Origin of the sequence: Paeniglutamicibacter quisquiliarum, from assembly GCF_019084045.1 — a bacterium.
Classification (GTDB): Bacteria; Actinomycetota; Actinomycetes; order Actinomycetales; family Micrococcaceae; genus Paeniglutamicibacter; species Paeniglutamicibacter quisquiliarum.
This window is the reverse complement of the sequence record NZ_JAHRED010000014.1, coordinates 18,373-32,758: the sequence shown is the minus strand read 5'-3', so window position 1 is coordinate 32,758 and position 14,386 is coordinate 18,373. Positions and strand designations below refer to the sequence as shown.

Annotated in this window: 13 protein-coding genes; 7 read left to right on the top strand and 6 right to left on the bottom strand. The window is 67.9% G+C overall.

Annotation, left to right across the window (positions count from 1 at the left end):
• The first annotated feature begins 93 nt into the window (after window positions 1-93).
• Window positions 94-1,557, top strand: coding sequence for an aldehyde dehydrogenase family protein (locus KRR55_RS18715; RefSeq protein WP_217390834.1), 1,464 nt, complete (start codon window positions 94-96; stop codon window positions 1,555-1,557).
• 114 nt (window positions 1,558-1,671) lie between these two features.
• Here the strand turns inward: KRR55_RS18715 and pgm are convergent, their stop codons facing one another.
• Window positions 1,672-3,309, bottom strand: coding sequence for a phosphoglucomutase (alpha-D-glucose-1,6-bisphosphate-dependent) (pgm, locus tag KRR55_RS18710; RefSeq protein ID WP_217390833.1), 1,638 nt, complete (start codon window positions 3,307-3,309; stop codon window positions 1,672-1,674).
• Window positions 3,310-3,431: 122 nt separating this feature from the next.
• Entirely contained in the window at window positions 3,432-4,610 is a 1,179-nt protein-coding gene (locus KRR55_RS18705) for a M4 family metallopeptidase (RefSeq protein ID WP_217390832.1), read from the bottom strand.
• Between the two features lie 144 nt (window positions 4,611-4,754).
• On the opposite strand from KRR55_RS18705, the gene KRR55_RS18700 reads away from it, so the two are divergent.
• Entirely contained in the window at window positions 4,755-5,303 is a 549-nt protein-coding gene (locus tag KRR55_RS18700) for a DUF4190 domain-containing protein (protein WP_217390831.1), read from the top strand.
• 96 nt (window positions 5,304-5,399) lie between these two features.
• Here the strand turns inward: KRR55_RS18700 and KRR55_RS18695 are convergent, their stop codons facing one another.
• Together KRR55_RS18695 and KRR55_RS18690 are read right to left on the bottom strand one after the other, a co-directional pair.
• A complete protein-coding gene (locus tag KRR55_RS18695) occupies window positions 5,400-6,857 on the bottom strand; it encodes a peptide MFS transporter (RefSeq protein ID WP_217390830.1) in 1,458 nt (485 codons plus the stop codon).
• 52 nt (window positions 6,858-6,909) lie between these two features.
• A complete protein-coding gene (locus KRR55_RS18690; RefSeq protein WP_217390829.1) occupies window positions 6,910-8,292 on the bottom strand; it encodes an amidase in 1,383 nt (460 codons plus the stop codon).
• A gap of 224 nt (window positions 8,293-8,516) precedes the next feature.
• Between KRR55_RS18690 and KRR55_RS18685 the strand changes: the two genes are divergently transcribed.
• Together KRR55_RS18685 and pheA are read left to right on the top strand one after the other, a co-directional pair.
• Window positions 8,517-8,843 carry a rhodanese-like domain-containing protein gene (locus KRR55_RS18685; protein ID WP_217390828.1) on the top strand — a complete coding sequence of 109 codons (327 nt, stop codon included), beginning with the start codon at window positions 8,517-8,519 and terminating at the stop codon, window positions 8,841-8,843.
• Window positions 8,840-9,769, top strand: coding sequence for a prephenate dehydratase (gene pheA, locus KRR55_RS18680; protein ID WP_217390827.1), 930 nt, complete (start codon window positions 8,840-8,842; stop codon window positions 9,767-9,769). The genes KRR55_RS18685 and pheA overlap by 4 nt, the downstream gene beginning before the upstream one ends.
• A gap of 56 nt (window positions 9,770-9,825) precedes the next feature.
• Here pheA and KRR55_RS18675 read toward each other — a convergent pair whose 3' ends face one another.
• Window positions 9,826-10,869 carry a diacylglycerol/lipid kinase family protein gene (locus KRR55_RS18675; protein WP_217390826.1) on the bottom strand — a complete coding sequence of 348 codons (1,044 nt, stop codon included), beginning with the start codon at window positions 10,867-10,869 and terminating at the stop codon, window positions 9,826-9,828.
• 38 nt (window positions 10,870-10,907) lie between these two features.
• Between KRR55_RS18675 and serS the strand changes: the two genes are divergently transcribed.
• From serS to KRR55_RS18660, 3 genes are all read left to right on the top strand, one after another.
• The gene (gene serS / locus KRR55_RS18670; protein WP_217390825.1) at window positions 10,908-12,194 is read left to right on the top strand and encodes a serine--tRNA ligase; all 1,287 of its coding nucleotides are present in this window, start codon (window positions 10,908-10,910) and stop codon (window positions 12,192-12,194) included.
• Between the two features lie 181 nt (window positions 12,195-12,375).
• A complete protein-coding gene (locus tag KRR55_RS18665; RefSeq protein WP_217390824.1) occupies window positions 12,376-13,227 on the top strand; it encodes an HAD family hydrolase in 852 nt (283 codons plus the stop codon).
• 184 nt (window positions 13,228-13,411) lie between these two features.
• Window positions 13,412-13,837: a hypothetical protein gene (locus KRR55_RS18660; RefSeq protein ID WP_217390823.1), complete on the top strand. Its 426-nt coding sequence runs from the start codon at window positions 13,412-13,414 to the stop codon at window positions 13,835-13,837.
• Between the two features lie 21 nt (window positions 13,838-13,858).
• Here KRR55_RS18660 and KRR55_RS18655 read toward each other — a convergent pair whose 3' ends face one another.
• Window positions 13,859-14,275, bottom strand: coding sequence for a DUF1761 domain-containing protein (locus tag KRR55_RS18655; RefSeq protein ID WP_217390822.1), 417 nt, complete (start codon window positions 14,273-14,275; stop codon window positions 13,859-13,861).
• Window positions 14,276-14,386 lie beyond the last annotated feature (111 nt).

Sequence of the window (14,386 nt, the reverse complement as noted above, 5' to 3'; positions counted from 1 at the left end):
GGCGGGCAGTCGATGTCTCCGGGCACCGCCCCCGGCACCGGCCCCAAGCGTGGCGGCCTGTTGCCGATGCCACACTGGCCGTAGGCTCGGGACATGGGCACATCCGACACTTCACATAAATCCTCGCCGCCTCGCGAGTCGACGGCGCTGAACGAGCTCGAGCTGCCCGAGGTGGTGCCCGAACTGCCGGAAAACATCATGGAGATCGTCGCCTCGATGCACGACGTGGTGGCAACCCGGCTGGCCCACCCGCGCCGCTTCAGGGCCTCGCAGCTCAAGGCGCTCGAGCGGATGCTCGACGCGCACGAGCAGGACTTCATCGACGCGCTGGCCGACGACCTGGGCAAGGGGGCGGTCGAGGCGAAGATGACGGAAATCGACATGGTGCGCGCGGAAATCGACCACGCGCAACTGCACCTCTCCGAGTGGATGGAATCCAAGCCGGTGAAGATCCCGCTGGTCCTGCATCCCGCGGCTGCCAAGATCGAGCCGCAGCCGCTGGGAGTGGTGCTGGTCATCGGTGCCTGGAACTACCCGCTGCAGCTGATCCTCGCCCCGCTGGTTGCCTCCATCTCCGCGGGGAACGTCACGGTGCTCAAGCCCTCGGAGCTGGCCCCGGCGACCTCCGCGCTGCTGGGCCGGCTGGTCCCCAAGTTCCTGGACCACCGCGCGTGCGCTGTTATCCAGGGCGGGGCGTCAACCAGCAAGGTGCTCCTGGAACAGCACTTCGACCACATCTTCTACACCGGCGGCGAGCGGGTGGGAAAGATCGTGGCACGGGCCGCGGCCGAGCACCTGACACCGGTGACCCTCGAGCTGGGAGGGAAGTCCCCGGCCGTGGTGATGGACGGGGCCTCCGCCACGGTGGCGCGCCGGCTGGCCTTCGGCAAGTTCATGAATTCCGGGCAGACCTGCGTGGCCCCCGACTACGTGCTGGCGGTCGGCGACGCCGCCGGAAACCTGGAAAAGCAGCTGGCAAAGGCCATCACCGCGTTCTACGGCAAGAACCCGATGGCCAGCCGCGACTACGGCCGCATCGTGAACAAGGCCCACTTCGACAGGCTGGTTTCCTACCTGGAGCACGGCGAGGTCCTCGTCGGCGGCGGGTACGACGCCGACACCCTGAAGATCGAGCCGACCGTGATGGCCAACGTGGATCCGGGCTCGCCCCTGATGCGCGAGGAGATCTTCGGACCGATCCTGCCGATCATCGAGGTGGAAAGCTTCGACGCGGCGGTGCGCTTCATCAATGCGCGTCCGACCCCGCTGGTCGCCTATCTCTTCAGCGAGAACCCGCGGCTGCAGTCCGCCTTCGGGGACCAGGTGCGCGCGGGCGCCATCGTGCACAACGCCCCCAACCTGCACCTGGCCGTCCCGGGGCTCCCCTTCGGCGGCGTGGGCGACTCCGGCATGGGTTCATACCACGGGCGGCATGGCTTCGAGCGGCTCTCGCAGATGCGTTCCGTGATGGGCAAGACCACCGTGGTCGACACGCTCAAGGCAATCTACCCGCCGTACACCTGGGCGAAATCCAAGCTCATCGACAGGCTGATGTAGACATTCCACAAGACGCATATTTGCTTGTGGGAGAGTTTTCACCTGCCTGATCCGACGGAAGCCCGGCCCGGATGGGCGCCGTGCCGCAGCGGCGACGCCCCGGGACGGCGCCGGCTAGGCGAGCACTGCGGAGACGATGTCCTTGGCCTCGGACTGGACCCGGGCCAGGTGCTCGTCGCCCAGGAACGACTCGGCATAGATCTTGTACTTGTCCTCGGTGCCGGAGGGGCGCGCGGCAAACCAGGCGTTTTCGGTGGTGACCTTCAGCCCGCCGATTTTCGCCCCGTTGCCCGGCGCCTCGGTCAGCCGCGCGGTGATCTTTTCCCCGGCGAGCATCTCGGCCGCCACGTCGGTGGCCGCGAGGTTCCCCAGCCGCGCACGCTGCTCCCTGTCGGCCGGGGCGTCGATGCGCGCATAGCTCGGGGAGCCGTGCTCGGCCGCCAGCGCGGCATAGTGCCTCGAGGGGGAGGACCCGGTGACAGCGGTGATCTCGCTGGCCAGCAGCGCCAGCAGGATCCCGTCCTTGTCGGTGGTCCAGGTGCGCCCGTCGCGGCGCAGGAAGGAGGCGCCGGCGGATTCCTCGCCGCCGAAGGCCCCGGATCCGTCCAGCAGGCCCGGGACGAACCACTTGAAGCCCACCGGGACCTCGACCAGGGTGCGGCCCAACTTGGCCGCGACGCGGTCGATCATCGAGGAGGAGACCAGCGTCTTGCCGATGCCCGCCTGCGGGGACCAGCCGGTGCGGTGGGTGTAGAGGTACTCGATGGCCACGGCCAGGTAGTGGTTGGGGTTCATCAGCCCGGCATCGGGGGTGACGATGCCGTGGCGGTCCGCGTCGGCGTCGTTGCCCGTGGCGATGTCGAAGGAGTCGCGGGCGGCGATCAGCGACGCCATCGCGTCGGCCGAGGAGCAGTCCATGCGGATCTTCCCGTCGGTGTCCAGGGACATGAAGGCAAAGCGGGGGTCCACCCCCGGGTTGACCACGGTGAGGTCCAGCCGGTGGGTTTCGGCGATCGCGCCCCAGTAGTCGACGGCCGCCCCGCCCATCGGGTCGGCGCCGATGCGGATGCCGGCGTCGCGGATCGCGTCCAGGTCCAACACGGAGGGCAGGTCGTTGACGTAGGAGGACATGAAGTCAAAGGAGCCGATCTTGCCATTCAGGCGTGCGACTCCCAGCGAGATGCGCTTGACCCCGGCCAGCTTGGCCTCCAGCAGCTCGTTGGCGCGGTTCGCGATCCACGCGGTGGCGTCGGTGTCTGCCGGCCCGCCGTGCGGCGGGTTGTACTTCAGCCCGCCGTCGGCCGGCGGGTTGTGCGAGGGGGTGATGATGATGCCGTCGGCGCGCGGAGCGGACGGGTCGGCGTTGTGCCCCAGGATGGCGTGGCTCAGTGCCGGGGTGGGGGTCCAGCCGGTGCGCGCGTCGGCGAGGATGGCGACGTCGTTGCCGGCCAGCACCTCGAGCACGGTGTCCTGTGCCGGGTCCGAGAGCGCGTGGGTGTCCTTGCCGACGAACAGCGGCCCGGTGATGCCCTGCCCGCGCCGGTATTCGACGATTCCCTGGGTGATGGCGGCGATGTGGTCCTCGTTGAAGGAGCCGTTCAGGGAGGTTCCGCGGTGCCCGGAGGTGCCAAAGACCACGCGCTGGGCGGGGTCGGCGGGATCCGGGTGGATGTCAAAGTACGCGTCGCGCACCGCGGAGAGATCGATCAGGTCTTGGGGCAGTGCCGGGTTGCCGGCGCGAGGGTGGGCCATGGGACCAGTTTCTCATTGATTGCCCGCCGGGGGCCGGAGAAAACACGGCACCGGGTCGCGCAAAACGGTCCGCGCGTGGCGGAGGGGTCCCCGGGGATGCCGTGGAACCGCGCGCCGACGGGCTACTGCCCTGCGGTGTCCAGCACGCGGGGGACCACGCCGACGGCGTCCCAGGCCCCGGACAGGGCGAGCTCCACGGCCGACCCTGCGCCGTGGTCGCGGCGGGCCTGGAGCAGGGTCTGCTCGGCGAAGGTGCCGAAGTCCGCGTCCCCGGGCAATGCGCGGGTGGCGATCACGTTGAACCAGAGGGACCCGGCGGTTTCCCAGGCCTTGCCGCCCAGGGCCGTGGCAAAGAGATGGAAGGCACGGTTGGGGATGCCGGAATTCAGGTGAACCCCGCCGTTGTCCTCCTCCGTGTCCACATAGCCGGCCATCGTTGCCGGCTGCGGGTCCCTGCCCAGGATGGGGTCGTCATAGGCGGTGCCGGGGGCCGCCAGGGAGCGCAGGGCCCGGCCCCGCACCTTGTCGGTGAACAGCCCCTCGCCGACCAGCCAGCTGGCGTCCGCCGCGTCCTGCCCGGCCACGAACTGCTCCACCAGCACCCCGAGGATGTCGGCCATGGACTCGTTGAGGGCGCCGGACTGGCCGCGGTATTCCAGGTTGGTGGTGTACTGCAGCAGGCCGTGGCCCAGCTCGTGCGCGATGACCGAGAGCGAGGAGGTGAAGGATTCGAAGATCTCCCCGTCCCCGTCGCCCATCACCATTTGCGTGCCGTCCCAGAACGCGTTGGCGTAGTGCAGCCCGTAGTGCACGGTGCCGCCCAGGTCCAGCCCGGCGCCGTCAAGCGCATTGCGCCTGAGCATCGAGACCAGGAACCTGTGGACGGCGCCCAGCCCCTCGTAGGCGCGGTTGGCGTCCTCGTCCTCCACGGGTGCCCGGCCCTCCGTGCGGGTGGCCGACCCGGGGGTGGTCTCGGCACCCTGTGCGTCCGAGATGGTTCGGGCCAGGCGCCCCGAGGGCCCCATGAGCCGACGGATGTCGGTGGCCGTGGTGGCCCGGTCATGCAACAGGGCCTGGTCAAGCAGCAGGGTCCGGCGCGCCCTGGTGGCGATGCGGGCACGGACCTCGTTCCCGGGATCCTTATGGTCTTCGGGAGGCGGCGGCGGGGAGATGAATGCGCGCATTCCCTCCGGCGGCTCCCAGGCGCCGTCGCAGGCCGCCATCGACATCAGCAGATACGGGGGAACGGCATGGTGCCGGGGTAGGGGGTCCGCGGCCGGAGGATGTGTTGCCTTGTACATGGGGCCAACTCTCCCACCGGTTCCTGAGCGGCGAATGTGAGTGCGCTGTGCCGGGGAATCGTGGCTAAACTGGGGGCCAGGTACGGCGCCGCGCCGGCGCCTGGGAGCGCCCGGTCGGCCGGGTGCCGGTGAGGAAAAGGGACCATGGGGAATCCAGAGGACGCAGCGCACGAACCCGAGAACGGACCGTCGTTTGGCGATCCCAACGACCCGCGCTGGTCGCAGAACCCGCACGCGGCACCGCCGCGCAACCCGTACCTCGACATGCCGCTGGATGCGCCGCCGGTCGCCGGCGGCCCGGACGGACGCGGATACGGATTCGCCGGCCAGGGCGGCAGGCCGGGACAGAACTCCGCACAGCAGGCGGGCGGGCCCTCCGGCCATCCGCGGCAATACCCGCCACCGGCCCACCCGCAGCCCGGCTACCCGATGCAGGCCCAGCAGCCGGCGGGCGTCTTGGCCATCGTGTCACTGGTGACCGGAATCATCGGCGTGGTCACCGGCGGGATGCTGCTTCTTCCCCAGATCGCCGCGATCATCTGCGGGCACCTGGCCCTTCGCCGCGAACCCCACATGCGCGGAATCGCCATTGCGGGACTTGTGACCGGCTACCTGATGCTGGGGTTCATCGTGCTGGGCGCGCTTTTCCTCATCGTCGTCCTGACCGCCTCGTTTTCTTCCTATTCCTCCTAGCCGGGAACACCGGCCCCAGACGCGAGCAGCGGCCACACCGGGATCTCGAAGACCGGTTGTGGCCGCTGCTTTTGTGCGGGCGGAGGGGTGGGGTTCCTAGCGGACCTCGCCCATCAGCTTCTTCAGTGCCGGGGCGGCCAGCAGCAGGGCAACGCCCAGCACGATCGCGGTTCCGCCCAGGGCCAGGAAGTAGGCGACCTCGTTGCCCTCGGTGTAGAAGCCGGCCAGGATGCCGGCCAGCGTGGTGCCCAGTGACACCGAAAGGAAGAACAGCGCGATCATCTGCGTGCCGAAGGCGGCCGGGGCCAGCTTGGTGGTCACGGACTGGCCGATCGGGCTGAGCAGCAGCTCGGCCAGCGTGCACAGCAACAGGATGCCGACCAGCACCAGCAGCGGGGTCTTCTCCAGCGAATTCATCGGGATGAAGACCAGGAAGGCCAGGCCGACCAGGACCAGCGACAGGGAGAACTTGACGACGGTGCCCGGCTGCCGGGTGCCCATCTTGGTCCACAGGGCCGCGAACACGCCGGCCAGCACGATGATGAAGACCGGGTTGATCGACTGGACCCAGGAGGCGGGCATTTCCCAGCCAAAGAGCGAACGGTCCAGGCGCTCCTGCGAGTACACGGCGATAAAGGTGAACTGCTGCTGGAACAGCGCCCAGAACGCGGCCGAGGCGATGTACAGCGGGATGAAGGCGAGCACGTGCTTGCGTTCAACCGCGGTGACGCGCTTGGAACGCAGCATCAAGGTGAAGTAGATGACCGAGGCCAGGATGACGGCGTACGCAATGGTGCGTGCCAGGGACTCGGCGGTGACGATCTTCAACGCGAAGGCGACCACCACCAGGGCGATGAAGGCCAGGAGGCCGAGCAGGTACTTCCTGCGCTCGCCGGCGGGCAGCGGGTTGCCGACCGCCTTGACGGAGTCGGGCAGGTTCTTGCGTCCGGTGAGGTAGATCCCGACGCCGATGGCCATGCCGATCGCGGCGGCGGCAAAGCCGACGTGGAAGCCCCAGCGCTGCTGCAGGAAGCCGGTGAGCAGGGGGCCGAGCAGGCCGCCGATGTTCACGCCCATGTAGAAGATGGAGAAGCCGGCGTCGCGACGGGTGTCTTCCTTGGAGTAGAGCGAACCGACCAGGGCGGTCGCGTTGGCCTTCAGCCCGCCGGAGCCGATGGCCACCAGCACCAGGCCTGCGGCCAGACCGGTGGCGCCGGGCAGGGCCGCCAGGGCAAGGTGTCCGGCCATGATCAGGAAGGCCGAGCAGAGCAGGACCTTTTCCGATCCGAGCAGGCGGTCGGCGAGCCAGGCCCCGAGGATGGTGCTCAGGTAGACGGCGCCGCCGTAGGCGCCGACCAGGGACAGCGCCAGGTCCTGGGGGATCCCGAGCCCGCCGTCGGCGACGGAGAAGTACATGTAGTACGCAAGGATCGCTTGCATCCCGTAGAAGGAGAAACGTTCCCACATCTCGATGCTGAACAGGTTCGAGAGCGTTTTGGGGTGGCCAAAGAAACCGGTCGAGGACTGATCCTTCAGCGAGGTGGATATAGACATGTCTCCAATTTTTCGCCCGTGACGCGCGTCATGCCCACTTTGTAGACCAATCTCACATTTTGGACAGTTGCTCCGCCAGGGCCAGGAGCTGGGCTTCCGAGCCGGTCCTGCCGATCAATTGCACGCCCATCGACAGCCCGCCGGCGGTGGTCAGGGTCGGAACCGTGATCGCCGGAAGGCCGGAGACGTTCACCATCGAGGTGAAGGGGGTGTACTGGCACTGGCGCATGTAGTCGGTGTCGGCGTCCTGCGAGGTGTAGAAGCCGATTTCCGGGGGAGCGAACGCCATCGCCGGAGTCAGCACCACGTCATAGCGGCCCCACTGGGTGCGGAAGTCGGCGGCGATTTGGGTCAGGCGGCGTGCCGCCTCCACGGAGGTCTTCGCCTCGCGGGCGGTGGCGCGTTCGCGGAAGGAACGTGCCAGGGTTCCCAGCTTTGCCTCGCTTCCCGCCGGGATGGGAGCGGCCGCCAGTCCGCCGGTCCAGACCGTGGAAAACGTCTGGGGGTAGGCGGCGTCGTAGAAGATTTCGGCCTCCTCGAGGTGGTGGCCCCGGGCGCCCAGGACCTTGATCCCGCGGTTCAGTGCGACATGGGCATCAGCGGAAAGCCTGATTTCGTACACCGAGGCAAAGGGGCTGGCGGTGCTGACCCCGATCCGCAGTCCGCGCAACGCATCGACGGCGCCCTCGTCCAGGGCCTCGAGGTAGGTCTCGCGGGTCGGGTCGACCATGGCATCCATAAGCAGGGCGGCGTCCAGGGCGGTGCGGGCCAGCGGGCCGGACACCGTGAGCTTCGGTGCCCCGAAGCCGTCGACCGTGCCGTCAAGGACGTCGCTGGGGATGGTTCCCAGGCCTGGCTTGAGTCCGATCAGGCCACAGGCCGAGGCGGGAATCCGGACCGATCCGCCGCCGTCGCTGCCCGGGCCAAAGGGCAGCATGCCGGATGCGACGGCCGCCGCCTCCCCGCCGCTTGAACCGCCGGCGGACAGTGCCGGGTCCAGCGGGTTGCGGGCCGGCGGCGCCACGTCGTTCTCCGAGTGACAGCTCAACCCGAACTCGGGCACCTGGGTCTTGCCCAGGGAAATCGCACCGGCCCGGGACAGCGTGGCCACCAAGGGCGAATCCTTCTCCGGAACCACGGGATCAAAGGCGGCGGTCCCGTAGCCGGTCGGCACGCCGGCCACATCCAGCAGGTCCTTGTAGCCCAGCGGCATGCCGTGGAGCATGCCGGGCGCGACCCCCGCTGCGTGCCGTTCATCGGCGGCGGCCGCCGCGGCCATCGCGCGCTCGGCGGTGACGGTGACGAACGACCCCAGTGCGGGGTTGAGCTCCTCGATGCGCGCCAGGAAGTGCGCGGCGGCCTCGCGCGCCCCCAGCTCCCCGCGGCGCAACGCATCGCGAAGTTCCAGTGCGGTCAACGTGGCTATCTCGGACATCAACGACTCCTTCTGCGGTGGCGGGCGGCCCGGGCTTCCGGTTGCCCCTCCCCTTGAGCGTAGTACGGGTCGCGGGCCACGGGCGCGGGCGCCGTGGGCTGCCCCGGAGCCGGCTCCAATGGCCGGGCGCGGACCGCAACATCCGCTTCACCGACCCCGTGGGCAAGTGCCCCCGGGCGCTAGGCTGGTGGGCAACAGAACAACTGCTGGGCCAAAGGAGTGCCATGAGTGATTTCGAAACGGTTACGGTCGACCAGGTTCCCGCCGGCGCACTGATCCTTGACGTCCGCGAGGACTACGAATGGGTCGAGGGGCACGCCGCGGGAGCCATCCACATCCCGCTGGGCGACCTGCCGCTCCGCCTCGAGGAACTCGACCCCGACACCGACGCATACATCATTTGCCGCACCGGCGGCCGCTCGGCCCAGGCCGCGGCCTGGCTGGTCGCCCAGGGGTACAGCGCCCTCAACATCGCGGGCGGTTCCGGGGCCTGGCTCGAGGCCGGACTGAAGCTGGAGAGCGAAAACGGGCAGGAGCCCAACGTCCGATGATCTACACCTACTTGGGACCGGCGGGGACCTTCACCGAGGCCGCGCTGCTGCAGGTTCCCGGCGCCGGGGACTCCGAACGCATCCCGGCTGCCAACGTCAACGCGGCCCTGGACAAGGTCCGCAGCGGGGAAGCCGACGCTGCCATGGTCCCCATCGAGAACTCGGTCGAGGGCGGGGTTTCCACCACCCTCGATGCGATCGCCACCGGCGAGGCCCTGCAGATCATGCGCGAGGCCCTGGTGACAATCACCTTTGTGCTGGCCGTGCGCAAGAACATCGACTCCATCGACCAGATCCGCACGGTCGCCACCCACGGCCACGCCTGGGCACAGTGCCGCGGGTGGGCCGAAACGAATATTCCGGGCGCGGAATTCGTTCCCGCCTCCTCCACCGCTGCCGGAGCGCTGGGCCTGCTGGACGATGAAACCAGCCACGACGCGGCCATTTGCTCGCCGCTGGTCGCCGAGGAACGCGGGCTGAAGGTCCTGCGCACGGGCATCGAGGACAACCAGGGAGCAGTCACCCGCTTCGTGTTGGTCACCCGCCCGGGCCCGATTCCTGCGCCCACCGGCGTGGACAAAAGCACCGTGATCCTGCCGCTGGCCGAGGACCGCCCCGGTGCGCTGATGGACATCCTGGAACAATTCGTGGTCCGCGGGGTCAACCTCAGCCGCATTGAATCGCGTCCCACCGGCGAGGGCATGGGCAAGTACTTCTTCTCCGTCGACGTCGACGGGCACCTGGCCCAGGAACGCGTGGCCGACGCCCTGACCGGCTTGCACCGGGTCTGCCCGGACCTGCGGTTCCTGGGATCCTATCCGGCGGCCGAGGGGCTTTCCTCATCGGTGGATGCCCACAATTCCGACGCCGCGTTTTCCAAGGCACAGGCCTGGGTTTCCGGACTCAGGACGCGCCTGCCCAAGTAGGGCGGTGCGTCGTTGCCGGGGACCGGGTCGCCGCTCCCCGGCAACGACATGGCCTTCTAGCCCAGGCGGATCTTCAGTGATGCGGGCTTGACCGAAACCTGGAGCCCGGTCACCAGCCCGGTGCCGTCGCCGTCGATCTGGGTGTTCATGGGTTCGTGGCAGCGCACCTTCAACGAGGCGCTCGGGTAAAAGCCCATCACCGGGATCGCGCCCCGGGCCCGGAACGCCGTCTTGAGGAAGATCCATCCCCATCCGGCGGCGCTGCGCGGGCTGAGCACCACCACATCCAGCACGCCGTCGTCGATCTTTGCCTCCGGAACCAGGTCCAGGCCCTGCAGCTTCCCGCAGTTGGCAAAGAGCACCGAGCGCACGCTACGTGTCTGCTCGTTGCCGCCGTCGAGGGCGATCGAGATCTTCTTGCGCTTGCCCGGCAGGTGCCGGAACCCGGCCTCCGAGTAGGCGAGCCAGCCGACCTTGGCCTTGAGCTCCTCGTTGGTGTCGTCCATGACGTCGGCATCCGTGCCGACGCCGGCAATCACCAGGAATGCGTGCTCGCTGCTGCTTCCGTCGAGGTGGTCCAGCGTGATCGAACCGGTGTCGATGGTGCGCACCGGCCCGCGAACTGCCCCGAATGCCGCGGTGCCGATGTCCTCGAGCGGCACATCGACGTTGCGGGCCAGCAGGTTCCCCGTGCCCAGCGGAATCAGCCCGAGGGTGGCCTCGGTGTCGCGCAGGACCTCGGCCACGGCGCGGACGGTGCCGTCGCCGCCTGCGGCAATGACCACGTCACAGCCGGCTTCCAGGGCCTTGCGGGCGGCACCCTGTCCCGGGTCATCCACCTCGGACTCAAAGACCAGGGGCTCCACCAGGCCAGCCTCGGCGCACACATGCTGCACCGCGGATATCGCCTCATCCGTTCCTGACTTCGAAGGGTTGACCACCAGTGCCACCTTGAGGGCGGACGTGGCAGTCCCCACGACGGGAGCCAGGGATGCCGGCCGATTCCGGTCCACGAGCCGGCGCACGGAGAGCCAACTAATTGTTGCCGCCGTGCCCGCGGCACCCGCGCTGATCAGGGCAAAGAGTCGATTACGTTGCATAGTCTCCCCAGACTAACGGGGATTGCTAGGCTTAGGACGTGATCGACGTAAAAGTACTCAGTGAAAATCCAGATACCTTCCGCGCATCGCAGCGCGCCCGCGGGGCGGATGAGTCCCTGATTGATGCGATTTTGGCCGCAGATACAGCGCGCCGCGAGTCGATTGCATCCTTTGAGGCGCTGCGTGCCCAACAGAATGCCTTCAGCAAGAGGGTCGGCGCGGCCAAGGGCGAGGAAAAGCAGGCGCTGCTGGCCGAGGTCAAGGACCTGGCCAAAAACGTCAAGGAGGCGCAGGCCGCCTCCGACGCCGCGGCCGAGACCTACACGAAGCTGCAGCGCTCCATTCCCAACCTGATCCTGGACGGCGTGCCCTCCGGCGGCGAGGACGACTTCACCGTCGTCAAGCACGTGGGAACTCCCCGAGACTTCGCCGCCGAGGGCTTTGAACCGCGCGACCACCTCGAACTCGGCGAGCTGCTCGGCGCGATCGACATGGAACGCGGCGCGAAGGTCTCCGGATCCCGCTTCTACTTCCTCAAGGGCATCGGTGCCCGCCTGGAAATCGCACTGATGAACATGGCGCTGGACCAGGCCGTGCAAAACGACTTCATCCCGATGATCACCCCCACGCTGGTGCGCCCCGAAACCATGCAGGGCACCGGCTTCGACGTCGAGCACGACGACGAGATCTACAAGCTCGAACGCGACGACCTCTACCTGGTGGGAACCTCCGAGGTGGCCCTGGCCGGGTACCACGCCAACGAGATCCTCGACCTGTCGGATGGACCGACGCGCTACGCCGGCTGGTCCTCCTGCTACCGCCGCGAGGCCGGTTCCGCGGGCAAGGACACCCGCGGCATCATCCGCGTCCACCAGTTCAACAAGCTGGAAATGTTCGTCTACTGCTCCCCGGAGCAGTCCGAGGCTGAGCACGCCAAGCTGCTGGCCTGGGAAGAGGAAATGCTCGCCAAGGTCGAGCTGCCCTACCGCGTCATCGACACCGCGGCCGGGGACCTGGGCATGAGCGCTGCACGGAAGTTCGACTGCGAGGCATGGGTCCCGACCCAGGACGCCTACCGCGAGCTGACCTCCACCTCCAACTGCACCACCTTCCAGGCCCGCCGCCTGAACATCCGCGAACGCGAAATCGGCGCCGACGGCAAGCCGGGCAAGACCCGCGCGGTCTCGACACTCAACGGCACGCTGGCGACCACCCGATGGATCGTCGCCATCCTGGAGCACCACCAGAACGCCGACGGCTCGGTCAACGTGCCGGTCGCACTGCGCCCGTACCTCGGTGGCATGGAAGTCCTTCCCGTCCTGTAGCCCAGGGGCCGAAGAACGCTGCACCAACCGTTGGGAGGAGGCATCCGCCTCCTCCCAACGGCGGTTAACGGCGGTGTCGTCGTTGGGAATACCGGCGGTTCGGGCGGCATTCACGCATCGTTCATGACACATTGTGGGTTGGCTCATGCCCAGAAAGCGGATTTGATGCTTCACTGGATAAATGACAGTTATGACAAGAACCGGCATCGAAGACCGGTCAGAAGCAATCGACACCCACATGATCTGCCTTGACGTCGACGGCACCCTGGTCAACCACGTCGGGGAAATGAGCCCGGCGGTCAAGGACTCGGCACGCGCCATCGTCGCGGCCGGCCACGAGGTCGTCATTTCCACCGGACGCTCCCTCGGTGCGACCCTGCCGGTCATCCAAATGCTCGGCATCGAAAACGGCTATGCCGTCTGCTGCAACGGCGGCGTCACGGTGCGCATCGACACAGCCCTTGAAGACGGCTACGAAGTCATCGAACGCAAGACCTTCGACCCCGCCCCCGCGTTGCACGCCCTGCTCAAGGCGCTACCCACCGCGAAGTACGCATTGGAAGACGACGCGGGCCAATTCCTTTCCACCGAGCGCTTCGAGGATGCCAGCTTTGGCGTCGTCGCCACCCCGGTGACGCTGGACAAGATGCTCGAAGCCACGGCCGTCCGACTGGTGGTCTTCTCCACCGACGCCACCGCCGAGGAATTCGGCGAGGCGGTGGGCACCCTGGGATTGGCCGGGGTCACCTACTCGGTGGGCTGGACGGCATGGCTGGACATCGCCGCCGAGGGCGTCACCAAGGCCAGCGGCCTCGAGGCGCTGCGCACGGGCCTCGGATTCGACATCGAGCAGACCATCGCCGTGGGCGATGGCCGCAACGACATCGAGATGCTGTCCTGGGCAGGACGCGGCGTGGCCATGGGCCAGGCCCCGGACGAGGTCAAGGCCGCGGCGGACGAAATCGCCGCGGGCGTTGACGACGACGGACTGGCGACGGTCCTGCAGGACATTCTGGTGCGCAAGGCCGCCTAGTCCCCGCATGAACGACCAGAACGTCCGCCGCGGCACATCGCCGGGGCGGACGTTCGGTTTAACCGCCAGTGGTGTCGCGGGCGCACCGGAGGGGGCATCCATGCGGAATCCCCGTCCCCGGGCCGCGGTGTGTGGACCGGCACCCGAATGCGTGCCGTCGATTCGCTGGCCTATGCTTAAACCCATGAAACGCGCCGGAATCCTTGCCCTGTCCTTGTTCGGCGCCGGGGTGCTGGTGACCGGGTGCACGTCCCCGGACGTCATCTGCAACACCGGCAAACCCGGTATCGAAGAAGCCATGGGCCACCTGGTGGAATCGACACTCGCCGGGGACCAAATCGAGGTGTGCAGGGTGACCACCACGGGCGGGACCGACACCGTGGGGGAACAGTTCGACAGGTTGAGCGCCGAACTCGGCCGGCTCGGCGTTGCCGCCGGGTTTACCGTGGAACCCGTGAAGGATTCGACCATGGGCCACTGGTCGCAGCTGGAACTGAGCACCCCGAGCCACCCCGAGGGCGAGCGCTTTGACGTGTTCGAGCGCGGGGGGAAGTACACGATCGGGTGGCTCGAGTTCGAGCAGGAACTGCTGCCCGCACCGACAAAGTAGGGCCGGCTCCCGGGCCGGCGGCTAGACGCCGAATAGCCCGATGACCAGGCCCATCACCATGAATGTCACCAGCTCGTGGAGGCAGTTCAGCGCGGTGAGCCCGACCGGGCGGCCCTCGAAGGCGTCGTGGGTGATGAAACGCGCCGCCGTGAAGCCGCCCCACAGGATCAGGGCCGTCAACAGCGCGTTGGTGAGGTAGGAGCCGCCGTAGAAGTCGAACGACAGGTACGTCGCCCCGGCCAGCACCCAGGCGCTGATGAAACTGACGATGAGGGTCACCACGATCGGGACGACGGCGCTCTTGGCCTCGCCCGGGGTCACCTTGGCCACCCGCATCCAGTAGTTGCCGAACACCTTCGGCGTGTACCAGATGCTGCCAACCACCATGGTCGAAAGCGTGGCAACAACCACGGCGATCCAATTAATTTCCGGAACCATCGTTTGCTCCTCCTGACATCGTGCGGGGACGGAATCCCGACCCCGGTGTACGGGTCGTCAATATCGCCGATACTACGGGCAAAACCACAGGTTGACTAGGGAACCGGAGTT